The organism is Sedimentitalea xiamensis (assembly GCF_030164465.1).
GTDB lineage: Bacteria > Pseudomonadota > Alphaproteobacteria > Rhodobacterales > Rhodobacteraceae > Sedimentitalea > Sedimentitalea xiamensis.
Genome location: NZ_JASNJE010000006.1, coordinates 20821 through 46155, shown reverse-complemented (window position 1 = coordinate 46155; position 25335 = coordinate 20821). Strand labels below are relative to the sequence as shown.

Below are 25335 nucleotides of genomic sequence, written 5' to 3'. Positions count from 1 at the left end.
TACTGCGGGCATGACAAATCAGAAAACCATATCCGGCCGCGCCTGGATCGAATTGATGCTGCTCGGGTTGATCTGGGGCGGGTCGTTCCTGTCGGTCCGGATCGCTCTGGAAGAGGTTCAGGTGATGACGGCGGTCCTGCACCGGACCTTCTGGGCGATGCTGGTGCTCTGGGGCGTCGTTCTGCTGATGCGCCAGCGGATTCCGCGCGACCCGCGCGTCTGGGGCGGCTTTCTCGTGATGGGACTCCTGAACAACGTGATCCCGTTTTGCCTGATGAGCTGGGGGCAATTGCACATAGAAACCGGGCTGACCTCGATCCTCAACGCAACGACCGCCATTTTCGGCGTCATCGTGGCCGCGATCGTCTTTGCGGACGAACGACTCACCCTGCGCAAGGCCATCGGCGTCGGCGTCGGGTTTCTCGGCGTGGCCACGGCCATCGGCCTGGGATCCCTTGCCAGTTTCGATTTGCGCAGCACGGCCCAGATCGCGGTTCTTCTGGGCACCGTCAGCTATGCCTGCGCCGGTTCCTGGGCGCGTGCCCGCCTGGGTCATCTGTCTCCCCAGGTTGCGGCGGCCGGGATGCTCACCTGTTCGACGGCAGTCATGCTGCCCGTCGCGCTGATCGTGGACGGGCCGCTGACGCTCGACCTGCAACCCGCCACCGTAATGGCGATAGCCTACTATGCCCTGATCGCAACTGCGGGCGCATACCTGCTCTATTACCGTGTGCTCATCCGTGCCGGCAGTGGCAACCTGATGCTGGTGACGCTGCTGATTCCCCCCGTTGCGATCCTTCTGGGGGCTGCGATCCTTGACGAAGCCCTGCATCCGAAGGCCTACGCGGGCTTCGTACTGCTTGCCCTTGGTCTTCTCATCCTGAACGGCACCATCGGAAAACGGCGCAATTGACCCTTCCCGCCCGGCTGAGTAGCAAGGAAGAAAAGGACCGGGGTCATGCTCTATTCAACCGCTCAGGACTGGCGCGATGCGGCGCGCAAACGCGTGCTTTTCTTTGGCATGTCCGGATTGGGCAAGACCCATGTCAGCCAGATGCTGCGGGACGCGGGCAACTGGTTTCACTACAGCATCGATTACCGCATCGGCACGCGATACATGGGCGAATACATCGCCGACAACGCCAAGGCCGAAGCGATGAAGGTGCCGTTCCTGCGCGATCTCCTGCTGTCGGATTCCATCTACATCGGGTCAAATCTCAGCTTCGAGAACCTGACACCGGTTTCCGCCTACCTCGGCAAACCGGGAAACCCGGACAAGGGCGGGCTGAGCATGCAGGAATACCGCCGCCGCCAGGAACAGTTCCGCCACGCGGAAGTCTACGCGCTGCTGGACACGGATAACTTCATCGACCGGGCGGAACGGCTTTACGGCTATCCGAATTTCATCTGCGACACCGGCGGGTCGATCTGTGAATGGGTGGATGCGGACAATCCAGACGATCCGGTAATGGTGGAATTGAGCAAGCGCACCCTGATGGTCTGGATCAAGGGCGACGAGGCGCACACCCAGGAACTGATCCGCCGGTTTGACAAGGCCCCCAAGCCGATGTCCTATCAGCCAGAGTTCCTGACCGACGCATGGGAAGCATATCTACAGAAAAACAATTGCGTGGAGGACGAAGTTGACCCGGATGCGTTCATCCGCTGGACATATGCAAAGGCCCTGGCGCATCGCCAGCCACGCTATGAATCCATGGCAAACTGGGGCGTGACCGTCACCGCGGACGATGTCGCGACGATCCGGGATGCCGGGGATTTCGATCAGTTGATCGCCCATGCCCTTGAGACACGCGACTAAGGGTCGTATCTGAACAGGCCGAATGACGCGCCAAACATCCAGCAAGGCCAGACCACATGCCGATAAAGATCCCGTCCGACCTGCCCGCCTACGAGGTCCTGACCCGCGAAGGCATCATGATCCTGGCCGAAGACCAGGCGGCGCGCCAGGACATCCGCCCTCTGCGGATCGGCTTGCTGAACCTGATGCCCAAGAAGATCCAGACCGAGACCCAGTTCGCCCGCCTCATTGCGGCCACCCCGCTTCAGATCGAACTGACGCTTATCCGGATGTCCGAACATCAGGCCAAGAACACCTCGGCGGATCACATGGAAAGCTTCTACCGCCCCTTCGCGGAGCTGACGGACGAAAAGTTCGACGGGCTGATCATCACCGGCGCGCCGATCGAACACCTGGAGTTCGACCAAGTAACCTATTGGGATGAAATCTGCCGGGTGTTCGACTGGACCCAGACCAACGTGCATTCGACCCTTGGGGTCTGTTGGGGCGGCATGGCGATGATCAACCACTTCCACGGGGTCAGGAAACACATTCTGCCGCACAAGGCGTTCGGCTGTTTCGGACACAACAACCTTGCCCCGGCCTCGCCCTACCTGCGCGGCTTTTCCGACATCTGCGTGATCCCTGTCTCGCGCTGGACGGAAATGCGCCAGTCGGAAATCGACGCGGTCCCCGGCCTGAAGACCCTTCTGGGCAGCGATGACGTCGGTCCCTGCCTTGTCGAGGATCCGGCGCACCGGGCGCTCTATATCTTCAACCATTTCGAATATGACAGCGATACGCTGAAACAGGAATACGACCGCGACGTGGCCGAAGGCACGCCGATCAACGTGCCGATCAACTACTACCCCAACGACGACCCGTCGCGGACACCACAGAACCGCTGGCGCAGCCATGCGCATCTGCTCTATTCGAACTGGATCAGCGAGATCTACGAAACCACGCCCTATGACAACGCGAAAATCGGTCTGGAGTACACCGATCTTCGCGCCTGACGGCATGGTGCGGGTGGCGATCCTGACCGGCGTTGTCCTTCTGCTGCTCTGGGGCATCACGCTGCTGCGCGCCGCGCGGCAGGAAATCAGGGCCGAAAGACAGTTCCCGCCGAGCGGAGATTTCATCCGGGTCGGCGAAACCGCCGTGCACTACGTGGACATGGGCGCGGGTCCGGACCTGATCCTGATCCACGGCGCCAGCGGCAACCTGCGGGACATGACCTTTTCGCTCGCGCCACGGCTGGCGGAACGCTATCGCGTGATCGTTTTTGACCGCCCCGGTCTTGGCTATACCGACAGGATCGCGGACAGCGGCGCGACCTTGACGCAGCAAGCCGGTTTACTGATGCAGGCCGCCCGCCAGCTTGGCGCCGACAGGCCCATCGTCGTCGGGCAAAGCTACGGCGGGGCCGTGGCCCTGGCCTGGGCGTCGGAATTCCCCGACCGGGTGGCGGCTCTGGTGCCGGTTTCGGCGGCATCCAATCCCTGGACGACACCGCTGGACCCGTTCTATCGCGTGACATCGTCCCGTTTGGGCAAGGCGCTGGTGGTGCCTGCCCTGACCGCCTTTGTCAGCGACGCGCGGATCAGGCAGGCCATCGACAGCGTCTTTCCTCCGCAGTCGCCCCCCGAAGGCTATGACGGTTTCATCGGCGCGCCCCTGACCCTGCGCCGCATCTCGCTGCGCGCGAATGCGGTCCAACGCGCGAACCTGCTGGATGAAATCAAGCGTCAACTGCCGAAATACGATCAGATCACGGCGCCCACGGAAATCGTGCATGGCACCGCCGACACGACGGTGGGCTTGTCGATCCATTCCGAAAAGCTGGCCCAACAGATCAATGGGGCCGTCCTGACACGTCTGGAAGGGATCGGCCACATGCCGCATCATGCCGCGGAGGACGAGGTGGTTGCAGCGATAGATCGCGCGGCCGAAAGCGCGGGTTTGCGTTAAACCGGTTAACACCACATAGTGCTGAAAACACGTCGAAAAGGAATGATCGATGGAACTTCCCTTTGATGGCGCAATAAGCGCATTCTACGAGCACGGTGCCCCGAGCCATGTCCGGGACGCGATCAGGTCCGCTGACAAGGACGACATCCTGAGCGACAGCTATCCGCACAGGGAACGCCTGTCGAGCAAGCCTTACGAGAAGGACTTCGCGGCGCTTCAGATCGAACTGGTCAAGATGCTCGCCTGGGTCAAGTCCAGCGGCACGCGCGTCGTCATCGTCTTCGAAGGCCGGGATGCCTCCGGAAAAGGCGGCACCATCAAGCGTTTCCGGGAAAATCTGAACCCGCGATATGCAAATGTGGTCGCCTTGCAGAAACCTTCGGATTGCGAGCAGTCGCAATGGTATTTCCAGCGTTACATCGATCACCTTCCGTCCGGTGGCCAGATCACCTTCTTTGACCGAAGCTGGTATAACCGCGGGGTCGTCGAAAAGGTGTTTGGCTTCTGCACGGATACCGAACGGGACCGCTTCTTCCGGCAGGTGTCGCCGTTCGAAAGAGCGCTGGTGGACGACGGAATCCATCTCTTCAAAATCTGGCTGAATGTCGGACAGGCGGAACAGCTGCGGCGGTTCCTGGACCGGGAACAGGACCCGCTGAAGCATTGGAAACTCAGCCGGATCGATGTGGACGGGCTGAAGAAATGGGCTGACTACAGCGATGCGATCCGCGAGACCCTGGAGCGCACCCACACGACGGAAGCACCCTGGACGGTGATCCGTTCCGACGACAAGAGGCGCGCCCGGCTGGCCGCGATCAGAACGGTTCTGTCCGCGCTGCCCTATGACCGCAAGGACCACGATGCCCTCGGACATATCGACGAGTCCATTTGTGGCGGACCGGGTCTCTGGGATGACTAAACGCGGGTATCATCATGGAAACCTGCGACAGGCACTGATCGACGCGGCCCTTGAACTCATCGAAGTCAAAGGCCCTACCGGGTTCACCTTGTCAGAGGCCGCCAAACAGGCCGGCGTGACTCCGGCCGCTGTCTACCGGCATTTCGAAGGGCGCGAAGACCTGATCGCCGAGGCCGCGCGCCAGGGATTCGAGATATTCGCGGACCTCATGCAATACGCCTATGACACGGGGCAGCCGTCGGCGCTGGCGGCGTTCGAAGCGACCGGGCGCGCCTACCTGGCCTTCGCGCGCAAACATCCTGGTCACTATATCGCCATGTTCGAAAGCGGGATTTCCGTGAACCGCACACCGGATCTGGCCGCCGCATCCGCCCGCGCCCGCGCGGTGCTGGAACGCGCGGCCGCCGATCTGTCCGAGCATATCCCGATCGACAAGAGACCGCCCGCGTCCATGTTCAGCGCCCATATCTGGGCGCTCAGCCACGGAGTCGTCGAACTTTTCGCCCGTGCGTCTCCGGGAACCGCGTCGCCCTTCTCACCCGAGGAACTGCTGGAAACCGGGATCGGCATCTACCTGCGCGGGCTTGGCCTGATTCCGCCGGACAGTTAGTCAGGCGGCGCTGCGGGCATTGAGTTCCGACAGAACGTCGGCGGCGATGGCAAAGGATTTCATCCGTGCCGCGTGATCGTGAATCTGCCCGGTCAGGATCAGTTCATCGGGTTTGTAGGCTTCGATCAGGGCGGACAATCCTTCCTGCACCGAACGGGCGGAACCGATGACAGAGACCCGAAGCGCATGATCGACCGCCTGGCGCATCGGTGCACCGATGGCCGCGTCGATATCGTCGACCGGCCGGGGCAGCTTGCCCGGACGCCCGGTGCGCAACCGGGCAAAGGCCTGCTGCATCGAGCTGCGCAGATAGGCGCCTTCTTCGTCACTGTCGGCGGCAAAGACATTCACCGCCAGCATGAACCGGGGGCGCTCGCATTGCGCCGACGGCTGGAACCGTTCCCGATAGACCTGCACCGCCTGTTCCAGCGCATCCGGCGCGAAATGGCTGGCAAAGGCATAGGGCAGGCCGAAATGCGCCGCGAGCTGCGCGCCGAACAGGGACGAGCCGAGAATCCAGATCGGCACGCGGGTGCCTTCGCCCGGCAGGGCACGCACCGGGGCATCCGTCTTCGGATCGCCGAGATAGCCCATCAGTTCGGCCACGTCTTCGGGAAAGCTGTCGCCGCCGCCCCGCCGCAGAGCGCGGTAGACCGCTTGGTCGCCACCGGGTGCGCGCCCGAGCCCCAGGTCGATCCGGTCGCCGTGAATCGTCGCGAGGGTGCCGAACTGTTCGGCAATGGTCAGCGGCGCATGGTTGGGCAGCATGATACCGCCGGAACCGACGCGAATGGTCCGTGTGGAACTTGCGACATGCCCGATCAGGACCGAGGTAGCGGCGCTGGCGATACCCGGCATGTTGTGATGTTCGGCCATCCAGTACCGGTGATAACCCAGCCGTTCCGCGTGACGGGCCAGATCGATCGTGTTGGAGATCGCGGTCTTCGCGTCAAACCCTTCGGGGACCGGCGCAAGGTCGAGAACGGAATATTGCATGGCGTGTTTCCTGTCTGGCGTCCCATGCAATCTAGGCAGTGGCAGGGTCGAACGAAACCCCGGCCACGGCCCGAATTCAACGCAAGGCCGCGATTGGCGGCGCTGCCGCCAGAACCGGTCGACGGGTGGCCAGGCTACGGCGCGCTTCGTCGGTCTGGCCCAGCTTCAGGAGCAGGTTGGCATAGGTCAGCTCCAACAGGTCCCGCTGCGCCCGGCTGCCGCCGATCCGTTCGGTCGCCGCCATGACCGCAACCATGTGATCCAGTGCCGCCTGCCAGTCCGACCGGGCGATCGCGGCCCAGGCCTGCGCGACGGGGCGCACCAGGTCGCCGGCAAAGCCTTGCGTCGTCTCGGCGATGCGGGCCAGCCGGTCGCCCTGCCCCGCCATCGCGTGGCTGAGCGCGGCATGCATGTCCGCAAAGCTTTGCCCCGGATCGGGAAAGAACCGCGCCGCATAATCGCTGAGTGCCGACCAGCGTTCCGGATCGACCTTCAGCCCGGCGATCTCCGCGCGGTGCAGGATGGCTGCGGTATCGGTCAGCACGTTGATCGGCAAACCCTGCGCGGCGCCGGGCGCGACACCCGCATCCACCGCCCGCCACATTGCCGCCGCGTCGCCCGCATGCAGGGCCCAAAGCGCCAGATGCCAGCTGAGATGCCCGTGCAGCACGGCGCGGGCGTCATATCCTTCCATCCAGTCGTTCAGAAACGCGCGCCCCTGTTCCGTCTCACCGGCCTCATATTGCGCATGGGCCTTGAAATGCGATCCGTTGGCATTGCGCGGGTTGATCGCAAGCGCGCGTTCCATCAGCCGGGACGACGCGTCGATCTGCCCGGTTTCACACAGCGACAGCGCGTGCATCGACATCATCCACCAGTCTTCGCCGTAATGTGGCAGCAACGCGGCGGTATAGGCCAGAAGTTCGGCTTCCCGTCCGACCTCGCCGGAAAAGCCGATCAGGCCGAACACGTTCGAACAAAGCTGCGCGACCAGAGCGTCGCGCGGATAGTCCCGCACATGCGCGCGTGTCGCGGCCCGCGCCGCGGAGCCCTGCCCCGAGAGCACCAGCGCAATGGCGTCGATATGCCCGCGTTCGCGCCTGGTCAGCTCGTCCGTCAGGGCCTTTGCCCGGGATATGGCGGATCGGGCGGCCGGCATGTCCCCGGTCATCATCAAGGCGCGGGCATGGGCCGCATGCGCCAGCGCAAAATCCGGGTCCGCGCCGATCGCCGCCGCGAAGGCTTGCACCGCGCCGTAATCCGCCCCCAGAAACAGATGCACGCCGTGGTCATAGTGATCCCGCGCCGCTTGCGATGCGGTGCTGATCGCATTGCCATAACGATCCGTCACGGTCATCCGCGCCCCCCTTCTGTCGATATGTGACCCTAACGCGCGAAAAACCGGTTGTCAGCCGCGACGGATCCGAGCCGCGACGCAGAAAAAAAGACCCGGTGCGCGAACACCGGGCCTTGTCCGTTCTGCCGTCGCTACGGGTTCACATACGCGAGGCGACGTTTTCCCAGTTGACCAAGTTGTCGAGAAAGTTGGTCAGGTAGGCGGGGCGCTTGTTGCGGAAATCGATATAGTAGGAATGTTCCCACACATCGCAGCCCAGAAGCGCTGTCTGGCCGAAACACAGCGGGTTGACGCCGTTTTCGGTCTTCGTGACCGCAAGCGATCCGTCCGCGTTCTTGACCAGCCAGGCCCAGCCGGACCCGAACTGTCCCGCGCCCGCCGCGGAAAACGCTTCCTTGAACTTGTCGACGCTGCCAAAGCTCTCGGTCAGGGCTTTCTCAAGTTCACCCGGCATCGCGCTGTCGCCCGGTCCCATCATCTCCCAGAACTGGTTGTGGTTCCACAACTGGCTGATGTTGTTGAAAATGCCGTTCTGCGCGACGGCGGACTTGTCGTAGGTGCCGGTGATGATGTCTTCCAGCGACTTGCCGTCCCATTCGGTGCCGGCGATCAGCTTGTTGCCGTTGTCGACATAGGCCTTGTGGTGCAGGTCGTGATGATATTCGAGCGTTTCCTTGGACATGCCCTTGGAAGCCAGCGCATCATGTGCATAAGGAAGATCGGGTAGTTCAAAAGCCATTTTCGGCCCCCCACTGTTGTTTCCGTTCCGACCCGTTACATGCGGCGCGGAACGGGACAGGTCAAGGGTCGCGGGGCAAAACAATGCAAGACCGGAGGCCGCGTTGCTGACACGGGCACGAAAGATGGTGTATCGCGCCAGAGGCTATGTCAGCGGAGCGCTGAACGGGGAGCCATTCCGTTTCGATCCCTATCACAGCAAGTTCTGGCGCAAGGCCAGCGCGGGCGGCTGGGAACCGGAAACGTTCGCAATGCTGGACAGGTATCTGGACAAGGATCACGATTATCTCGACATCGGCGCCTGGATCGGCCCTACCGTCCTTTACGGCGCGCGCAAGGCCCGGCATGTCTGGTGTTTCGAACCGGATCCCGAAGCATTCCGGGCGCTGGCCTGGAACATCGACCTGAACGGGCTGAACAATGTCAGCGCCTTTGCCGCGGCCCTGTCCCAGGGCGTTGGCGTCGCCCGCATGGCCGGGTTTCACGGCGAAAAGGGAGACAGCACCACCAGCCTGCTGAACCCGGCGGGCGCGGCCGGATCGGACGTTCTGACGCTCGGTTTCGACCAGTTCGAAACGGCAGTCGACCTGAACGGCGTGTCGCTGGTGAAGATGGATGTGGAAGGCGCGGAATTCGACCTTCTGCCGACGCTGACCCCCTGGCTAGCGAAACGGCGTCCGGCGCTGTTGCTGTCGATCCATGCGCCGTTCCTCGCCCCGGCGGACCGCAGGCGGCGCGTGGAGGAACTGATAGACGCCCTGGGGTTCTATCCGCGCTGGCAGGACGAAGCCCGGCTGGACATCGCGCCGCAAAGCCTTCTGGACGACGATGCGCTGAACCGGTTCCGGTCCGTTCTGCTCTGCGGCTGAGCCTCAGAAACAGCCGACTTCGGACCCCGGCTGCGCCGCGACCCTGAGCAGCGAGAACACGTAGTCCGCGACCGAACGGAAACACACGATCCGGAAGGTCTGATCGTCCACCATCCAGAAAGCGGCAGCCACCTGTGCCATGCGGGTGCGGCGGAACATGCCGGGTTTGAACGCCTCGGGCGACAGGTCGACCGGGCAGAGTTTTGCCATGACCTCGCGCGCCGACGGGCCGGACACCTGAAACACGGCTCGCGCGTCGGACACGTTGACCACCAGGACATGTTGCCTGGCCAGCGCCTTTTGCATCTGCGCGACACCGGCCTTGACCGTATCGTAAGGGCACATGACCAGCGCCTCGTCCGGCGACATCCAGCAGATTCCCGTGTCATCCTCGCAATTGGCTTCGTTCGCGCCGGGAAAGGCCACCCCGGCCACGGCCGTCGCCGCGGCTTTCAGCGGCTTGGACGCCAGATCGCCCCGCAGGGTGATCATGCCGTGAAGACCGGTTTCCTCTATCCGGGCAATGCCGTCAAAGCGGGCCATGTTCATGGCGCTGATCGGGTCAGACATTCTGTTTCTCCCCGTCCTTGTCGTAAAACACCGGGTCCACGATCCTCGCGCTCGTGGTCTTGCCGTCCGTGCCGGCAAATTCGAGCACTTCGCCCATCCGCTCCGGCCCCTTCAGTGCCAGCCCCATGGCGATCCCCCTGCCCAGTGTCGGCGAATGGTAGGTCGATGTCACCCGGCCCTGCGTGTTGCGCTGTCCGTTGGCATTGCGCCCCGGCGCGACCGCATAGGCACCGTCCGGGAGGACCGACCCATCCAGCGTTTCCAGCCCGACCAGTTTCCAGCGGCCGGGGTCGGTCATGTGCGGGCGCTGTTGCGCGCGCTTGCCAAGATAATCGTCCTTCTTCCGGCTGATCGCCCAATCGAGGCCCAGATCCTGCGGAATGACCGTGCCGTCGGTTTCATCGCCGATCATGATGAACCCCTTTTCGGCCCGCATGATGTGCAGGGCCTCGGTGCCGTAGGGCATGACGCCGAATTCCTCGCCCGCCGCGATCAGCGCGGTCCAGAACGCCAGCCCCTGCGACGCCGGGACAGCGATCTCGAAGCTCAGTTCGCCGGAGAAGGAAATCCGGTAGACGCGGCAGTCAAAACCCCCGATCCGCCCGTCGGCCCACCCCATGAACGGCAGTGTCTTGGCGCTGACATCCATGCCGCCGAGTTTCTCCAGCACCTTGCGGGCATTGGGTCCGACCACGGCCACCTGCGCGAACTGTTCGGTCAGGTTGGCGACGTACACCTGCCAGTCCCACCATTCCGTCTGCAGCCATTCCTCCATCATCCCGTGGATGCGGTCGGCTCCGCCCGTCGTCGTGTGGCAGAGGAACGTATCCTCGTTGATCCGGGCCACGACTCCATCGTCGATCAGGAACCCGTTCTCGCTGCACATCAGCCCATAGCGGCAGTGTCCCGGTTTCAGCGTCGACATCATGTTGGTGTAGAGCATGTCGAGGAACCGCCCTGCGTCGGGCCCTTTGACCAGCAGCTTTCCGAGCGTGGATGCGTCAAGCAAACCAAGGGCCTGGCGCGTGTTCTTCACCTCTCGCTCCACCGCGTCATGCACCCGTTCGCCATCACGCAGGAAGGCATAGGGCCGCCGCCAGTGGCCGACCGGTTCCCAGTCGGCACCATGGGCCGCGTGCCAGTCGTGCATCGGCGTCTTGCGCAGGGGCTGGAACACCTCGCCGCGCGCCTCGCCGGCGATCGCGCCCATCGAGATCGGCGTATAAGGCGGCCGGAAGGTCGTCGTGCCCGTCGCCGGGATCGGCTGTCCAAGCGCATCGGAAAGAATCGCCAATCCATTGATGTTGCTCAACTTGCCCTGATCCGTCGCCATGCCCAAGGTGGTGTATCGCTTGGTGTGTTCGACGCTTTCGAACCCTTCACGGGCCGCAAGCTGCACATCCGAGACCTTCACATCGTTCTGAAAGTCCAGCCACGATTTGGACCGCAGCGACACCTGCGCCGCGCGCGGCATCAGCCAGACCGGTTCCAGCGGCGCCTCCGCGACGGAATCGCCTGTCGGCGCGGCTGTGCGCCTGGGCTTGAACCCGGCCGCCTTGGCCGCCGCACGCCCCGCCGCAGTGGCGTCCTTGAGCGCGCCGTCCAGCGACAGGATGCCATTCGCGGCGCCCGCCGCGGTCACGAACCCCGCGCCATCGGGGCCGGTGGGGGGGCGTTCCGGGTCGGGACGAAAATGCGCCTGATCCTCGTCCCAGACCAGCTTGCCGCCGCAATGGGACCACAGGTGCACCACCGGAGACCAGCCGCCCGACATGGCGACCGCATCGCAGTCGATGTCCTCGAGAGCACCGCCAATGCCGTCCTGGGCACAGATCTTCACCTTTCTGACGCGTTTGCCACCCGTGACCTTGGCGATGGCGCGGCCGCAGTCGATCCGGATACCTTCGGCGCGGGCCTCCTCCATCAGCGCGCCGCCGCCAATGCTGCGGGCGTCGAGCACCCGCACCACGTCAAGCCCGGCCTTTTTCAGACAGAGCGCCGTACGATAGGCGTCGTCATTGTTGGTGGCGATGACGATCCTGCGCCCCGCGGCGACGCCGTAGTTCACCGCGTAATCGCGCATGGCCGACGCCAGCATGACGCCCGGAACGTCGTTTCCCGCAAAGGACAGCGGGCGTTCGATCGCGCCGGTGGCGGTGATCACCTGCGCCGCGCGGATCCGCCACAACCGGTGGCGCGGACCCTCCGCGACCGGCAGGTGATCGGTCAGACGTTCGTATCCCAGGACGTAGCCGTGGTCATAGACGCCTGCCCCCATGCACCGGGTGCGCAGGGTCACATTGTCCATCTCTTCGAGTTCGCCGACAATCTTTTCGATCGCCTGTTCGACCGGAACGCCATCGACCGTACCGCCATCGACCGGCGACCGACCGCCCCAGAATGCGGTCTGTTCCAGCACCAGCACCTTGGCCCCGGATTGCGCCGCAGCATGGGCGGCCAGGAGCCCGGCAATACCGCCGCCGATCACCAGCACATCGGTGAAGGCATAGAAATGTTCGTAGGTGTCGCAATCGCGCTCCCTGGGCGCCTGGCCCAGACCCGCGGACTGGCGGATGAAGGGTTCGTAGACATGTTTCCAGAAGGCGCGCGGATACATGAACATCTTGTAATAGAAACCCGCGGGCAGGAAGCGCGACAGATGCGTGTTGATCGCGCCGATGTCGAAATCGAGGCTTGGCCAGTGATTCTGGCTGCGGGCGGTCAGCCCGTCGAACAGTTCGGTCGTCGTGGCGCGCTGGTTCGGTTCGAACGTCGCGCCCTGTCCCATGTTCATGAGCGCATTCGGTTCCTCGGCGCCCGAAGCCACCACGCCGCGCGCGCGGTGATACTTGAAGGACCGGCCGACCATCATCCTGGCATTGGCCAGAAGCGCCGACGCAAGGGTGTCGCCGGGATGGCCCGCCAGCGGCGCGCCGTTGAAGCTGAACCCGATGCGCTTGCTGCGGTCGATCAGGCGGCCGTGATCGGCGAGGCGATGGCTCATGAAAAGTCCCTCCAGCTCCAGCCCGGATGACGGGCGGTGATCGCGGCGCGCACCTCTTTGGGCGGTTCGGTGGTCTGCGCCTTGTAGGTGCCGAACACTTCCAGCGTCATCGTATCGCGCGCGGCGTGGAACCACTTGCCGCAGCCATAGGCATGGCGCCAGCGTTCGAAATGCACCCCGCGAGGGTTCTCGCGGGTGAAAAGATAGCTGTGGAATTCGTCGTCGCCCGACCCCGGACCATGGCGTTTCAGATGCGCTTCACCTCCGGGCGCGAGTTCCGTTTCATCGGCGGTGATGCCGCAATAGGGACAGGTGAGGATCAGCATGCTCTCATCCTTGTATCATGTCTTTTGGGGGCAGGCCGGCCACGAAGCCCAGCGAGATTTCGGTGAGTTTGCGGCGGATGACGTCATCGGCGAACCCGTCGTCGTCGAGCCGCACGAAACCGCCCATCCGGCGCCCGCCCATTACCATCGGGGTGACGCCTTCCAAGGCGAGGGCGGCGTCCTCGTTGGGCTTGCCGGGGCGATAGAGCGCGCCATCCTTTCCGATGCCGCCGATCATGTTGCCGTGCAGCAGGAAACAGAGCCCCCCGAACATCTTCTGCTCGGACAGGCCCGGTTCAACCCCCAGATCGGCGCGCATGGTTTCGGCCATGGGTTCAGAATAGGTCATGACGCCGGCCTCCGCGCGAACCGGCCAAGAATTTTCGAAAATTCTTGGCAAATTTCTTCGAAGAAATTTGCATCAGTGCGCCACCCCGGCGGCGACGCTTTCGTCGATGAAACGCCCCTCGCGGAACCGGTCCAGCGAAAATGCCTCGGTCAGCGGCGAGTGGCCCCTGGCCATCAGTTCCGCCATGCCCCAGCCCGAACCGGGGATCGCCTTGAAGCCGCCGGTGCCCCAGCCGCAGTTGATGAACACGCCTTCGACCGGGGTTTTCGAGAGGATCGGCGAGCGGTCGCCGGTCATGTCGACGATCCCGCCCCATTGCCGCAGCATCTTGAGCCGGCTGACCATCGGGAAGGTTTCGATCAGCGCGCGCACGGTTTCCTCGATATGGTGGAAGCTGCCCCGCTGGGTATAATTGTTATAGCCGTCCGCACCGCCGCCGATCACCATCTCGCCCTTGTCGGACTGGCTCATGTAGCCATGCACGGTGTTGGCCATCACCACCACGTCCATGCAGGGCTTGATCGGTTCGGAAACCAGCGCCTGAAGCGCCACGGATTCGATCGGCAGCCGGAACCCCGCCATGTCGGACAGCACCCCGGAATGCCCGGCAACGACGATGCCCAGCTTGCGGCAGTCGATCGGACCCCTGGACGTGTCCACGCCCGTGACCTTGCCGCCCTCGCGCCGGATCGCCGTGACCTCGCATTTCTGGATGATGTCCATGCCCATGTCCGAACAGGCCCGCGCATAGCCCCAGGCCACCGCGTCATGGCGCGCGGTTCCGCCGCGCGCCTGCCACAAGCCGCCCAGCACCGGGTATCGCGGCCCGGACAGGTTGATGATCGGCACCAGTTCCTTGACCCGCGCGGGGCTGATGAATTCGGTCGTCACCCCCTGGAGCGCGTTGGCATGCGCCGTGCGCCGGTAGCCGCGCACCTCGTGCTGGGTCTGCGCCAGCATGATGACGCCGCGCGGGCTGAACATCAGGTTGTAGTTCAGTTCCTGGCTGAGGGTTTCATAAAGGCTGCGCGATTTCTCGTAGATCGCCGCCGACGGGTCCTGAAGGTAGTTGCTGCGGATGATCGTCGTGTTGCGCCCGGTGTTGCCGCCCCCCAGCCAGCCCTTTTCCAGCACCGCGACATTGGTGACGCCGAAGTTCTTGCCAAGGTAATAGGCCGTTGCCAACCCGTGCCCGCCCGCCCCGACGATGATCACGTCATAGGACCGCTTCGGTTCGGCTGCCCGCCATGCCCGAGCCCATCCGGTGTGGTTGCGCAGGGCTTCGCGCGCGATGGCAAAGGCGGAATAGCGTTTCATCAAAGACTCCTGTGCACCGGCGAAGGAAGATTCGACATGATCGTGATGCGAACATATACACTGCTTCTGCGCAAACCCGCCAAAAAGAGGATACCCGGCGCGGCGTTTCCTGCCCCGTTTGCGACATCTGCCGGAATTGCCGCGCCGGGAGGCGCGGTTGCGCCGCTTTGTCCCTTTTTTTACCCCCCGCGGACGGCTACATGAGGATCGAACCGCAGGAGACCACATGACGTTCTGGATCATTACATCGGCGATGGCGCTGGCGATCGCCGCAACATTCGCGCTGGTGTTGCTGCGCAGCCGCGCCGCGGCCGAGCCGGCGGCGGCCTACGACATGCGCGTCTATCGCGATCAGCTCAAGGATGTGGACCGGGACCTGGACCGCGGCGTCATCAACGAATCCGACGCGATCCGCATTCGAACCGAGGTGTCGCGCCGCATCCTGTCGGCGGACGCGCAGGCGCAATCGGCGCGCACCGGTTCCGGCGCGGCGCGGGCCATGACCGGGATCGCGGCGGTGGCGCTGGCGGCGCTCCTCGTCGTCGGCAGCCTGATGCTGTACCGCAGCCTGGGCGCGCCCGGCTACGGCGACCTGGGCCTGACGCACCGGATCGAACTGGCGGAACAGGCCCGCGCCGGACGGCCCGGACAGGCCGAGGCCGAAGCCGGTCTGCCCCCCGCCCCGGCGCTGGACGGGTTGAGCGAGGACTACCTCGCGCTGGTGCAACGGTTGCGCGAAACGGTCGCGGACCGCCCCGGCGACGTGCAGGGGCAGATGCTTCTGGCGCGCAACGAGGCGGCGACCGGGAACTTCGCCGCCGCCCATGCCGCGCAGGCCGAAGTGCTGCGTCTCAAGGGCGATGCGGCCACCGCTGCGGATTTTGCGGATTACGCCGACATGCTGATCCTGGCCGCCGGCGGATATGTCTCGCCGGAAGCGGAATCCGTGCTGCGGCAGGTGCTGGCGCGCGATCCGGACAACGGGCCGGCGCGGTATTACTGGGGCCTGATGATGGCGCAGACCGGACGCCCGGACATCGCGTTCCGGGTCTGGAACGCGCTTCTGCGCGAAGGTCCGCCGGAAGCGCGCTGGATCGTCCCTGTGCGCGCCCAGATCGAAGAGATGGCGATGCGGGCCGGCGTCGAATTCACCCTGCCCGAGGAAGCGCCCGTCCCCGCTGCGCCCGGCCCGACCGCCGCGGATGTGGAGGCTGCTGGCGAGATGAACGCAGAGGACCGCCAGCAGATGATCCGGGGCATGGTTCAGGGTCTGTCCGACCGCCTGGCCACCGAAGGCGGCACGCCGACCGAATGGGCGCGGCTGATCGGGGCGCTTGGCGTCCTGGGCGACACCGACCAGGCGCAAGCGGTGCTGCGCGACGCCCGGCAGGTCTTTGACGGCGACGCGGAAGCCATGTCGGTAATCGACGACGCGGCGCGGCAGGCCGGTTTGCCGGAATGATCCTCGATCCGTTCGACGCCTTCGCCGCGGCCTGTCCGGCAATGCGCGCGCTGGTCGGGCTGGACCTTGGCGACAAGACCATCGGGGTTGCGGTCTCGGACCGTATCGGCGCGTCGGCCACGCCGGTTGAAACCATCCGGCGCAAGAAATTCACTCTCGACGCCGACCGTCTGCTGGCCATTCTCGCGGATCGCGAGGCCGGCGGCATCGTGCTCGGCCTGCCCCGCAACATGGACGGCAGCGAGGGACCGCGCTGCCAGTCCACCCGGGCCTTCGCCCGCAACCTCGCGCGCCTGACGGACTTGCCCATCGGGTTCTGGGATGAACGGCTGAGCACCGTTGCCGCCGAAAAAGCGCTGCTGGAGGCGGATACGACGCGAAAGCGTCGCGCCGAGGTCATCGATCACGTCGCGGCGAGCTATATCTTGCAAGGCGCGCTGGACCGCATGCGCCACATCAGAAACGAGAGCCGACCATGAGCGACGATGTCTGGAAGCGTGACGAAATCGAATCTCCCTGCGTCAGGGTCTGCGTCGTGCATCCGGTGGAACGCATCTGCACCGGATGCCTGCGTAGCGTGGACGAGATCACCCGCTGGTCCCGCATGACCTCGGAGGAACGCGCCAGGATCACCGCGGCCCTGCCCGACCGGGCCCCAAGCCTGGCCCGCCGCCGGGGCGGACGTGCCGCCAGGCTGAAACGCTAACTCATACCGACAAATAGCGCATCCAAATGCGGATCGACGTTGTGTCGATGAACCCCGGGAAGCTCTCTGCGGTCTTGGCGTGGCGGGCGGCGACCCGCCGGGCGTTTTTCGGCTTGTTGAAGCGGCGTTCGACCAAGTCGCGCGGCCGGCGGAGGGAGCGGTCCGCCGCGGTCCGCATCCTGCCCGATCTCCGCATCCCTTGCCCGGCGGGGTATCGCCGGAAGCCCATCGCCATTTACCAGTGTTTTCCCAAAGCCGTCAGCCTCATGGCCACAGTCGGCCGGAAGCGCGCACGGGTTCGGCGGATTGTCCGCCATCGCCGGATCGAAGCCGGGACAGCCCGACGTCCGGCCCGGTGCGATCCCTGCCCTCACGGGCGGGCCGGCGGCATTGACGAGGGGGCGGATCCTGGTCGTGAAGCCACCGCGGGAACGGCGGCCCCCCCCTTTGGCGCCCGCTGCCCCCTTCTCGGGACATTGCTGGCGCAAACCGAATATGGAGCATAACCGCCAGGCGGATGATGTCGGGACGGCTTTGAAAGCCCTTGAAAAGATCACCTTCGGTCATGGCCGACACGACGAGGCTGCCCTGCCCGCCTCAACAGGAATCGTTCTGACAAAACCGCCGGGTGTGATAGCGCCCGCTGCGTGTGACCATGTGTCAAACCTTGCCAGCCATTCCAGACCCCATTTGCGACCACAACCGTAACTATCAAGCGAACAGAAGCCCTTATTTGCAAGGGTTTTCTTTGTTTTCAAAGGAGTAGGATGGTGCGGGTGAAGGGACTTGAACCCCCACGCCTTGCGGCGCCAGAACCTAAATCTGGTGCGTCTACCAATTCCGCCACACCCGCACAGGCCGGTCAGCCGGGTGTCACACCCCGCCATCGCGTCCGGCGATGCTTACCAAAGCTTGAATGCGGATGCGAGAGCAAATCGGAACGCATGACGGCGCCGATGTCCCTCCCTTCGCCTGCGCCGCTCGGGACATGCAACCCGTGCTTTCCATTGCTGCGCGCGTACGGGGCAGTCATCCGGTCGGAATTTCCGTTGGCCCCAACCCTTCGGTCCTTCGACCAATCATCCGGCAGACGGCGTCCGAATCCCGCGATCCCGCAAGACCGCCGGGATCTGGCTGGCGATATCCTCTGCGATCAGACCGGGGCCGAACATCAGCGCGCATTGCGTGTGAAGCCAGGATGCGGTTTCGCAGGCGGTCAAGGGTGCGAGGCCGCGCGCCATCAGGCCGGTGATCATCCCGGACAGCACGTCCCCCGACCCGGCCGTGGCCAACCAGGGCGCGGCCCGATCATATTGCGCGGAATGGATGGAACATCGCCCGTCCGGCGCCGCCATCACCGTATCGGCCCCTTTCAGCAGAACGGTGCAGCCCGCCCGTCTGGCGGCGGCGCGCACCGCGTCGACTTTCGAATAGGCCGGCCCCTTCTGCGGCTCCTGTTTCAGTTTCTGGTCGAGGTCGGGAAAAAGCCGGGCGAATTCGCCCCGATGTGGCGTCAGCACCGCCTTTTCGTGCAGCATGTCAAAAAGCTCCGCCGGCGTTTTGTGAAACATCGATAATGCATCCGCATCCAGAACCACGGGCCTGCGCAAAGGCAGAACCGTGGCAATCAGGGATCGCGGCAGATCCGTCAGCCCCAGCCCCGGACCGAGGCACAGCGCGTTCAGCCGGGTGTCCCACAACAGCTCTCCCAAGGTTTCCGCATCGGGCACCTTGATCATCATCAGCGCCGTGATCTGGTTCGCCACTTCGGACATGGCGCTTTGCGGAACCCCGAGGGTCACGAGCCCCGCCCCGACCCGAAGCGCCGCCATGGCCGCAAGCCGCGCCGCGCCGGTGCGCCCTGCCCCGCCGGTCAGGACAAGGGCGTGCCCCTGGGTGTATTTCTGGCCGGATACGGGCTTGTCCAGCAGGTCGGCGGCGGGCGGCTCCACGCACCAGACATGATCGTGGCGTTCGTCTTCCGGGTCGAAATGATGCAATCCGATATCCTTGACGACGACCCGGCGGGAATGGGTGTCGGCCTGTTCCAGGCGATGCCCGAGCTTTTCGCTGTGAAAGCTGACGGTCAGATCGACTTTCGGAAAACAGCCCAGCGCCTTTCCGCTGTCCGAACAGATCCCCGAAGGGATATCGACCGCGACGCTGCGGACACCGAAGTCGCGCCGCAGCGTGTCCAGGTTGCCCAGCAGAAATTCCGCGTCGCCCTCGACAGGGCGCGCCAACCCGGTGCCGAACAAGGCGTCCACAACGAGGTCCGGCAACGATTTGACACTGCCCAGACTACCATCCGACAACGGCAGGCAGGGACCCATGCCGATCCAGAGATCGTGGTTTGTCCTGGCATCGGGCGGCAGCCGGTCGGCCTCTCCCATCAGATGCGCGGTCACGGTCCAGCCACGTTGCTGCAGAAGCCGGGCGACGACAAACCCGTCGCCTCCGTTGTTGCCGGGCCCGCACAGAACGACAGCCTTGTGCGACCCTTGCGCCAGATCCGGCCATTCCTCGAAAATCGCGTCGACCACCCCCGCGCCGGCCCGTTCCATCAGCTCCAGCCCGGTCACGATCCCTGACGCAATGGCATCACGTTCCACGGCCCGCATTTCGGCGGCGGTCAGCAATTCAGCCATGTTCACCCCTTCAACGATTCACTTTCGACTAGTTTTTATGCAACATGCATAAAATTGAAGCTGCGCCCCGATTTCAGGGCCTCCCGGATGAACCGTGCCACCGGAACCGATTGTAGACAACAGACGGAAATGGTCTCACCCCCCAAGAAAGTCGATTTTCAGGAGAGGCCGATGAAAAAGATCGAGGCGATCATCAAACCGTTCAAGCTTGATGAAGTCAAAGAGGCGTTGCAGGACGTCGGCGTGCAGGGGCTTTCCGTTATCGAGGTCAAGGGGTTCGGACGCCAGAAGGGTCATACTGAACTTTATCGCGGGGCCGAATACGTCGTGGATTTTCTTCCCAAGGTGAAAATCGAGGTCGTCCTTGACGATGATCAGGTCGACGGCGCCATCGAAGCCATCGTGTCGGCCGCCAAGACCAACAAGATCGGCGACGGCAAGATCTTTGTCAGCAGCGTCGAACAGACAATCCGCATCCGGACCGGGGAAACCGGCTCGGACGCGCTGTAACTCACAAACACACATTTCTAAAGAAGAGGACCCAAGGGAATGAGCAAGGACGCAGTTCTCAAGATGATCAAGGATGAAGACATCGAGTATGTCGACGTCCGCTTCACCGATCCGCGCGGCAAGCTGCAGCACGTGACCGTCATCGCCGATCTGGTGGACGAGGACTTCCTGGACGAAGGCTTCATGTTCGACGGGTCGTCGATTGCCGGCTGGAAGTCGATCGAAGCATCGGACATGAAGCTGATGCCCGACACCGACAGCGTCTACATCGATCCGTTCTATGCCGAAAAGACCCTGTGCGTGCATTGCTCGGTGGTCGAGCCGGACACAGGCGAATCCTACGAACGCGACCCGCGCGGCACCGCCGAAAAAGCCGAATCCTACCTCAAGGCTTCCGGTATCGGCGACGTGGCCTATTTCGGTCCCGAAGCGGAATTCTTCCTGTTTGACGACGTGCGGTTCAGCAACACGATCAACAAGGTCTCCTACGAGGTCGATGCGACCGACGCCTCCTGGAACACCGACACCGAATATGAAATGGGCAACATGGGCCACCGCCCCGGCCTGAAGGGCGGCTATTTCCCGGTCAACCCGACCGACGAAGCGCAGGATCTGCGCAGCGAAATGCTGTCGACGATGAAGCGTCTCGGCATGAAGGTCGACAAGCACCACCACGAAGTGGCCTCCTGCCAGCACGAGTTGGGCCTGATTTTCGGCACGCTGACCAAGCAGGCCGACGAGCTTCAGAAATACAAATACGTGATCCACAACGTGGCCCACGCCTATGGCAAGTCGGCGACCTTCATGCCCAAGCCGATCTATGGCGACAACGGATCCGGCATGCATGTGAACATGTCGATCTGGAAGGACGGCAAACCGCTGTTCGCCGGCGACAAATATGCCGACCTGTCCCAGGAAGCGCTCTATTTCATCGGCGGCATCCTGAAGCACGCAAAGACCCTGAACGCTTTCACCAACCCGTCGACGAACAGCTACAAGCGCCTGATTCCGGGTTTTGAGGCACCGGTTCTGCGCGCCTACTCCGCCCGGAACCGGTCCGGCTGCGTGCGTATTCCGTGGACCGAAAGCCCCAAGGCAAAGCGTGTGGAAGCCCGCTTCCCCGATCCGGCGGCAAACCCCTACCTGTGTTTCGCGGCCCTGCTGATGGCCGGTCTCGATGGCATCAAGAGCAAGATCGATCCGGGCGAAGCCATGGACAAGAACCTCTATGACCTGCCCGCCGAAGAACTGGCCGGTATCCCCACCGTCTGCGGCAGCCTGCGGGAAGCGCTGGATGCCCTGGCCTCTGACCACGACTTCCTCCTGCAGGGGGACGTGTTCACAAAGGCACAGATCGAAGGTTATATCGACCTGAAGATGGACGAAGTGCACAAATACGAGCACACGCCGCACCCGGTCGAATTCGGAATGTATTACAGCTGCTGATCTGAAAGACCGCAGGTTTCCCGAGCAGGAAACGACCGACAGGCGCCCCAAAAGGGCGCCTGTTCCGTTTCCGACCGCCCCTTGCGGAGCGAAGCCCATCCCGGCATCTCGGCGGTGTTGGCAAAATGATCCGACTGAGAACGTCGTCGCATGCGTCTTTGGCGTCGGAATTGACCCTCTGACCCGGCATTGCGTCGACATCCCTGAAATTTCGCCTCTGATTCATCTGGAATTCACCGCTGGGACAGTTAGCATCGCGGTGTTGCTGTTGCTGACCGGAGATTGCCATGACCCGAATTACCCTGGCGTGCATTGCCCTGCTTACCCTGCCCGGCGTGGTGGGCGCCGCCACCTGCGGGAATACCGGCAGCGGATTTGAAACCTGGAAAGTCGGATTTGCAGATCAGGCCCGCAAGGCCGGGGTCAAGTCGGCCGGGCTTCAGGCCCTGTCCCAGGCCAGCTATGCCAGCCGCACAATCGCCGCGGACCGGAATCAGAAGTCCTTCAAATATTCCCTGGACAAGTTCATGCAGATCCGGGGCGCGGACACGATTGTCGCGCAGGGACGCAAGCGAAAGGCCCGCAACCCTGACCTCTACGCGGCGCTCGAACGGCAGTATGGCGTACCCGCAGGTGTTCTGATCGCGATCCACGGGATGGAAACCGCGTTTGGCGGTTTCATGGGAGACAGCCAGGTGGTGTCGGCCATCACCACCCTTGCGTATGATTGCAGACGGTCCGACTTCTTCGTTCCGCACGCGATCGGCGCGTTGAAACTGGTCGATCAGGGGACGTTGACATCGCAGACACTCGGGGCCAAGCACGGAGAACTGGGCCATACCCAGTTTCTGCCGGGCAACGCGCTGATCTACGGGGTGGACGCCACGGGCGACGGTCGGGTCGATTTTTACAACATGACCGACGCGCTGGCATCGACGGCCAACTTCTTGCGCCAGAAAGGCTGGAAACCGGGACGCGGCTATCAGGAGGGTCAGCCGAATTTCGCGGTGATCCAGGCATGGAACGCGGCAGGTGTCTACCAGAAGGCCATCGCGATCATAGCCGCCCGGATCGACGGCTGAGTCCGCTCCTGTTCGTCAGAGTTCTGCACACCGGTTTGCGCGATCGAGTGTGGATGATCTCGGCCGCAACAGCCCGCAAAAACGAGCCCGCGGAACGCTTTCATCGCGCAATCACGATATCCGCGCAGAGACCGCCCAGCGTTTCGCTTTGACCCAACCGCAGGGTACCGCCATGCGCGCGCGCCACGTCGGCGACGATGGCCAAACCCAGCCCCACGCCGCTGCCCTTGTCCTGATTGCGCGCCGGGTCCAGACGGGAAAACGGCTTGACCGATTCCGCGCGCTTGTCCGCCGGTATGCCCGGCCCGTCATCCTCCACTCGGATGCGCAGGGACCTGTCGGTCAGGGTAACCGAAACTTCCGCCTTGTCGCCATAGCGGACGGCATTTCCGATCAGGTTCTCGACCGCCCGGCGGATCGGCGTCTCGCGCAGCATGATGGTGCCCTCTCCCGTGCTCTGCTTCAGCGTCACCGGCGTTCCGGCTCGCTGGCCATCCTCCACGATCCTGCGAACGAGTTGCTGCGGATCGACCGGTTCCGGCTCGCCTTCCGAAACTCCGCTCGAATAGCTGAGGAACGCATCGAGAAGCCGTTGCATTTCATCCACATCCCGCAACAGCGGCTCTGCATCCCGCTCGTCGATCATCGACAACCCCAGCTTGAGCCGCGTCAGGGGTGTGCGCAGATCGTGGCTCACCCCGGACAGCATAAGGGTGCGTTGTTCGATCTGGCGTTCTATACGCGACCGCATTTCCAGGAATGCGCCGCCTGCAGCCCGAACCTCTGTCGCGCCGGAGGGCACGTAGGGCACCGTTCTCCCCCGCCCGAATGCCTGCGCCGCTCTGGCCAGGCGCGTGATCGGACGCAGTTGATTGCGCATGTAGAGAAACGCGATAACTGTCATCAACCCGCCGAAAAAGATCATGGTCACGATCAACTGGTGCGGATTGGACACTGCGACCCGGCTGCGGTTGACACTGATCCGGACGGGTCCCAGATCCGTCTCCAGATACAACTGGATTGACCGATTGTCGGGAAAAACGGTCGCCAGCATCGACGGAAAGAATTCCCGGATTGTCCGGTCCACGACGCGCGCAGAGAAATCATACCAGCGCATATAACCCCGCGCGGGCACATCGCCTTGCGGAACGAAATCCAGATTCATCTCGAACGCGGTCAGGAACGGCCGCATCATGTCCAGAGCCTCGTCCGGGCTTGCTGCAGTGGCCGTCTGATGCGCGACGACGTCGAGGTCGCGCACCAGGGTCATTGACATCTGCCGCGTCACGTTCTCCAAATGTCTCTGGATAAAGGCAACCGAAACAACCAGTTGCACACTGACAACCGGAACGATCAGAATAAGCGCGGCGCGACCGTAGAGACTGCGCGGCATGTATCGTTTGAGCCACTGAAACCCCATGGCCGAACCCTAGCGCCCGGCTTTGACGAGAGGAAGAGCATTGACCACGCCCCCGGATGATTTCGATCCGCCTGCCGGACAGGCAATCACGCTGGAATCGGGCCTGCGCCGGATTCTTGCGCCCAACCCGTCGCCGATGACCTATCGCGGCACCAACACCTATCTGTTGGGCAACCGCGGCCTCGCGGTCATCGACCCCGGCCCCACGGACGACTCCCATCTGGGCGCCATCCTGGCCGCGGTCGCGCCGGGGCAGGAAATCACCCATATCATCGTGACCCATTCCCATCTCGACCACTCTCCCCTGGCTAGGCGATTGAGCCTCGCTACCGGCGCACCGGTTCTGGGTTTCGGAAAATCGGGAACCGGGCGCAGCGCCATCATGACCGAACTCTCCAGGTCCGGGCTGGCGGCCGGCCAGGAGGGGCTCGACCTCGACTTTGTCCCGGATCGGACCGTCGTCGACGGCGAGATGATTCACGGCGACGGCTGGGACCTGCACGTCCTTCACACGCCCGGACATCTGGGCAATCACATTGCCCTTGGATGGCGGGACGCCTGCTTTACCGCCGATCACGTGATGGGTTGGGCCAGTTCGCTGGTGTCCCCTCCGGACGGCGACCTGACCGATTTCATGGCCTCCTGCGCAAGGCTGTCCGAGCAACCATGGCGCGTGTTCCACCCCGGACATGGCGCGCCTGTCCGGAACCCGCAGCAGCGGTTGTCCTGGCTGATCGCCCATCGCAGGGCGCGCGAGTCCGCCATTCTCGATGCACTCCGCACAGGTCCGGCCACGGCATTCGACCTGGCAAGGCGGATCTACACGGAAACACCCGCATCCATGCTCCCGGCGGCCGAGCGCAACGTTCTCGCCCATCTCGTTGATCTCATGGGAAAATCCATGGTGCAGGCAAGCTCTCCCTTGTCCACCGGGTCGCGATTTTCCAGAACCGACAGAGCGACAGGATAATTTTGCCGGAAACCGGAAAATCCCTCTGGACGGCGCATACCCCGATTGCTATACGCCCAAAACCGTTCCGGCGTAGCTCAGCGGTAGAGCAGTTGACTGTTAATCAATTGGTCGTAGGTTCGATCCCTACCGCCGGAGCCAAAGAATTCAAGGACTTCGCGCTCACCCGCTAGGTCTTTTTTCTTTCTGAGCACAGAATAAGTACAGAAAACACTGTCTGGATCGGTGTTTACGGATCATTTGTCACCCGGTGCCACAGGCTTGTGC

At 63.5% G+C, this 25335-nt stretch carries 24 protein-coding genes, 2 tRNA genes and 1 pseudogene; 15 read left to right on the top strand and 12 right to left on the bottom strand.

Annotation, left to right across the window (positions count from 1 at the left end):
* Positions 1–10: 10 nt before the first annotated feature.
* Genes QO034_RS06855 through QO034_RS06830 form a run of 6 tightly spaced genes read left to right on the top strand, consistent with a single transcriptional unit; the run spans position 11 to position 5298 of the window.
* Positions 11–913, top strand: coding sequence for a DMT family transporter (locus tag QO034_RS06855; protein WP_284484767.1), 903 nt, complete (start codon positions 11–13; stop codon positions 911–913).
* Between the two features lie 45 nt (positions 914–958).
* Entirely contained in the window at positions 959–1819 is an 861-nt protein-coding gene (locus QO034_RS06850) for an ATPase (RefSeq protein ID WP_284484766.1), read from the top strand.
* Positions 1820–1875: 56 nt separating this feature from the next.
* On the top strand, positions 1876–2814 hold the full coding sequence (metA, locus tag QO034_RS06845) for a homoserine O-acetyltransferase MetA (protein ID WP_284484765.1): 939 nt from the start codon (positions 1876–1878) through the stop codon (positions 2812–2814).
* A complete protein-coding gene (locus QO034_RS06840) occupies positions 2768–3769 on the top strand; it encodes an alpha/beta fold hydrolase (protein ID WP_284484764.1) in 1002 nt (333 codons plus the stop codon). The genes metA and QO034_RS06840 overlap by 47 nt, the downstream gene beginning before the upstream one ends.
* A gap of 49 nt (positions 3770–3818) precedes the next feature.
* Complete coding sequence (gene ppk2, locus QO034_RS06835) at positions 3819–4688, top strand: polyphosphate kinase 2 (RefSeq protein ID WP_284484763.1); 870 nt, start codon at positions 3819–3821, stop codon at positions 4686–4688.
* On the top strand, positions 4681–5298 hold the full coding sequence (locus QO034_RS06830) for a TetR/AcrR family transcriptional regulator (protein ID WP_284484762.1): 618 nt from the start codon (positions 4681–4683) through the stop codon (positions 5296–5298). The genes ppk2 and QO034_RS06830 overlap by 8 nt, the downstream gene beginning before the upstream one ends.
* On the opposite strand, the gene QO034_RS06825 is transcribed toward QO034_RS06830, so the two are convergent.
* The 3 genes from QO034_RS06825 to QO034_RS06815 form a co-directional block, all read right to left on the bottom strand.
* Entirely contained in the window at positions 5299–6294 is a 996-nt protein-coding gene (locus tag QO034_RS06825; RefSeq protein ID WP_284484761.1) for an LLM class flavin-dependent oxidoreductase, read from the bottom strand.
* Positions 6295–6370: 76 nt separating this feature from the next.
* Positions 6371–7651 (bottom strand): tetratricopeptide repeat protein, encoded by a 1281-nt coding sequence (locus tag QO034_RS06820; protein ID WP_284484760.1) that lies wholly within the window; start codon positions 7649–7651, stop codon positions 6371–6373.
* A 139-nt stretch (positions 7652–7790) separates the two neighbouring features.
* Positions 7791–8390: a superoxide dismutase gene (locus tag QO034_RS06815; RefSeq protein WP_284484759.1), complete on the bottom strand. Its 600-nt coding sequence runs from the start codon at positions 8388–8390 to the stop codon at positions 7791–7793.
* A 103-nt stretch (positions 8391–8493) separates the two neighbouring features.
* On the opposite strand from QO034_RS06815, the gene QO034_RS06810 reads away from it, so the two are divergent.
* Positions 8494–9258, top strand: coding sequence for an FkbM family methyltransferase (locus tag QO034_RS06810; RefSeq protein WP_284484758.1), 765 nt, complete (start codon positions 8494–8496; stop codon positions 9256–9258).
* A 3-nt stretch (positions 9259–9261) separates the two neighbouring features.
* On the opposite strand, the gene QO034_RS06805 is transcribed toward QO034_RS06810, so the two are convergent.
* From QO034_RS06805 to QO034_RS06785, 5 genes are all read right to left on the bottom strand, one after another.
* A complete protein-coding gene (locus QO034_RS06805; protein ID WP_284484757.1) occupies positions 9262–9828 on the bottom strand; it encodes a sarcosine oxidase subunit gamma in 567 nt (188 codons plus the stop codon).
* Complete coding sequence (locus QO034_RS06800) at positions 9821–12832, bottom strand: sarcosine oxidase subunit alpha family protein (RefSeq protein ID WP_284484756.1); 3012 nt, start codon at positions 12830–12832, stop codon at positions 9821–9823. Before QO034_RS06800 ends, QO034_RS06805 begins: the two co-directional genes overlap by 8 nt.
* On the bottom strand, positions 12829–13158 hold the full coding sequence (locus tag QO034_RS06795) for a sarcosine oxidase subunit delta (RefSeq protein ID WP_284484755.1): 330 nt from the start codon (positions 13156–13158) through the stop codon (positions 12829–12831). Before QO034_RS06795 ends, QO034_RS06800 begins: the two co-directional genes overlap by 4 nt.
* A 4-nt stretch (positions 13159–13162) precedes the next feature.
* Positions 13163–13507 (bottom strand): TfoX/Sxy family protein, encoded by a 345-nt coding sequence (locus QO034_RS06790; RefSeq protein WP_284484754.1) that lies wholly within the window; start codon positions 13505–13507, stop codon positions 13163–13165.
* A gap of 72 nt (positions 13508–13579) precedes the next feature.
* Complete coding sequence (locus QO034_RS06785; protein WP_284484753.1) at positions 13580–14824, bottom strand: sarcosine oxidase subunit beta family protein; 1245 nt, start codon at positions 14822–14824, stop codon at positions 13580–13582.
* Positions 14825–15050: 226 nt separating this feature from the next.
* Here QO034_RS06785 and ccmI point away from each other — a divergent pair, with 226 nt between their 5' ends.
* From ccmI to QO034_RS06770, 3 genes are read left to right on the top strand one after another with little or no spacing between them, the layout of a single operon-like run.
* The gene (gene ccmI / locus QO034_RS06780; protein WP_284484752.1) at positions 15051–16286 is read left to right on the top strand and encodes a c-type cytochrome biogenesis protein CcmI; all 1236 of its coding nucleotides are present in this window, start codon (positions 15051–15053) and stop codon (positions 16284–16286) included.
* On the top strand, positions 16283–16765 hold the full coding sequence (gene ruvX / locus QO034_RS06775; RefSeq protein ID WP_284484751.1) for a Holliday junction resolvase RuvX: 483 nt from the start codon (positions 16283–16285) through the stop codon (positions 16763–16765). Before ccmI ends, ruvX begins: the two co-directional genes overlap by 4 nt.
* A complete protein-coding gene (locus QO034_RS06770) occupies positions 16762–16992 on the top strand; it encodes a DUF1289 domain-containing protein (protein WP_284484750.1) in 231 nt (76 codons plus the stop codon). Before ruvX ends, QO034_RS06770 begins: the two co-directional genes overlap by 4 nt.
* 1 nt (position 16993) lies before the next feature.
* Here QO034_RS06770 and QO034_RS23335 read toward each other — a convergent pair.
* From QO034_RS23335 to QO034_RS06755, 3 genes and pseudogenes are all read right to left on the bottom strand, one after another.
* Positions 16994–17453, bottom strand: a pseudogene (locus QO034_RS23335) (IS5/IS1182 family transposase); the annotation flags it as partial.
* Between the two features lie 307 nt (positions 17454–17760).
* Positions 17761–17845 (bottom strand) — tRNA-Leu (locus QO034_RS06760).
* A gap of 226 nt (positions 17846–18071) precedes the next feature.
* A complete protein-coding gene (locus tag QO034_RS06755) occupies positions 18072–19640 on the bottom strand; it encodes an NAD(P)H-hydrate dehydratase (protein WP_284484748.1) in 1569 nt (522 codons plus the stop codon).
* 171 nt (positions 19641–19811) lie between these two features.
* Between QO034_RS06755 and QO034_RS06750 the strand changes: the two genes are divergently transcribed.
* The 3 genes from QO034_RS06750 to QO034_RS06740 all read left to right on the top strand — a co-directional run bounded on the left by QO034_RS06750 (position 19812) and on the right by QO034_RS06740 (position 22678).
* Complete coding sequence (locus QO034_RS06750; protein WP_284484747.1) at positions 19812–20150, top strand: P-II family nitrogen regulator; 339 nt, start codon at positions 19812–19814, stop codon at positions 20148–20150.
* A 39-nt stretch (positions 20151–20189) separates the two neighbouring features.
* Entirely contained in the window at positions 20190–21596 is a 1407-nt protein-coding gene (glnA, locus tag QO034_RS06745) for a type I glutamate--ammonia ligase (RefSeq protein WP_284484746.1), read from the top strand.
* A gap of 287 nt (positions 21597–21883) precedes the next feature.
* Positions 21884–22678 (top strand): lytic murein transglycosylase, encoded by a 795-nt coding sequence (locus QO034_RS06740; RefSeq protein WP_284484745.1) that lies wholly within the window; start codon positions 21884–21886, stop codon positions 22676–22678.
* A 100-nt stretch (positions 22679–22778) separates the two neighbouring features.
* Here the strand turns inward: QO034_RS06740 and QO034_RS06735 are convergent, their stop codons facing one another.
* Positions 22779–24098, bottom strand: coding sequence for an ATP-binding protein (locus tag QO034_RS06735; protein ID WP_284484744.1), 1320 nt, complete (start codon positions 24096–24098; stop codon positions 22779–22781).
* A 40-nt stretch (positions 24099–24138) separates the two neighbouring features.
* Here QO034_RS06735 and QO034_RS06730 point away from each other — a divergent pair, with 40 nt between their 5' ends.
* Both QO034_RS06730 and QO034_RS06725 read left to right on the top strand, forming a co-directional pair.
* A complete protein-coding gene (locus QO034_RS06730) occupies positions 24139–25068 on the top strand; it encodes an MBL fold metallo-hydrolase (protein WP_284484743.1) in 930 nt (309 codons plus the stop codon).
* A gap of 66 nt (positions 25069–25134) precedes the next feature.
* Positions 25135–25209: transfer RNA gene (locus QO034_RS06725), tRNA-Asn, on the top strand.
* Positions 25210–25335 lie beyond the last annotated feature (126 nt).